Here is a 1,014-nt window from a genome sequence, read left to right on the forward strand (position 1 = left end):
AGGTCGCCGGTGCCGAACCAGCGGTTCCGCACGGCGCGGTAATAGGCCTCCATGTCGTACTGGGCGACGGGCAGCGCCAGGTCGCGGGCGGTGAGGCGGCCGACCGAGCCGGCCAGGTTGTAGCTGGCGGTGACCACGTTGGAGAGCGCCTGCACCAGGCTGACGCGGGCGTTCAGCAGCTCCTGCTCGGCGTTCAGCACGTCGAGCGTGGTGCGGCTGCCCACCACCGCCTCGCGCTGCACGCCGTCGAGCGCGATCTCGGCGGCGCGGATCTGCGCCCGCACGCTCTCCACCTGGGCGCGCGCCGATTGCAGCGTCTCCCAGGCCTGGGTCGCCTGCTGCATCGCCTGCCGGCGCTGGTCGTCGACGATCTGCCGGTAGCGCTGCGCGTCCTGCCGCGCCTGCCGCACCGCCGCGTGCTCCGACCCGCCCTGGTAGATCGGCACCGACATTCGCCGTGATCTGCTCGCCGGTCGAGCGCACATGCGGCTGCTGGCTGTTGTCCGAGCGGAAGGCCTGCGCCTGCACGCTCACCTGCGGCAGCAGCGCCGCCATCTGCACATCCACCGCGTCGCGCGCCGCCGCCTCGTCGAACAGCGCCGCCACCACCTGCGGGTTGTTGCGCATCGCGAGTTCCGCCGCCTCCCGCGCATTCGGCACCGCCGCACTCAGCGGCTGCGGCGCCGAGAGCCGCTCGGGGGCCAGGCCCACCACGCGCTGGAAGGTGGCCCGGCTGGTCTGCAGAGTGCCCTCGGCGCTGGCGCGCGAGGCCCGCGCCCCGGCCAGCCGGCTCTCCGCCTGCGCCACGTCGGTGCGGGTGATCTCGCCCACGCGGAAGCGCTCATTCGTCGCGTCGAGCTGGCGCTGCAGCACCTGCACGTTGTTGACGTTGAGCCGCAGCGTCTCCTGGTCGCGGATCACCGCGACATAGGCGGCCACCGTGTCGGCCAGCACCTGCTGCTCGGTGGCCAGCAGCCGCGCGCGCTGCGCCAGCACCTGCTTCTCGGCCCGCTG

Annotated in this window: 1 protein-coding gene and 1 pseudogene; both read right to left on the reverse strand. The window is 73.6% G+C overall.

From position 1 onward, the window contains the following. A partial coding sequence (locus HMPREF0731_RS26290) for a TolC family protein (RefSeq protein ID WP_007006404.1) occupies positions 1-452 on the reverse strand: 452 nt, incomplete at its 3' end. 313 nt (positions 453-765) lie between these two features. Then, positions 766-996, reverse strand: a pseudogene (locus tag HMPREF0731_RS26295) (TolC family protein); the annotation flags it as partial. Positions 997-1,014 lie beyond the last annotated feature (18 nt).

It is taken from the genome of Pseudoroseomonas cervicalis ATCC 49957, assembly GCF_000164635.1.
In the GTDB taxonomy this organism is placed as follows: Bacteria; Pseudomonadota; Alphaproteobacteria; order Acetobacterales; family Acetobacteraceae; genus Pseudoroseomonas; species Pseudoroseomonas cervicalis.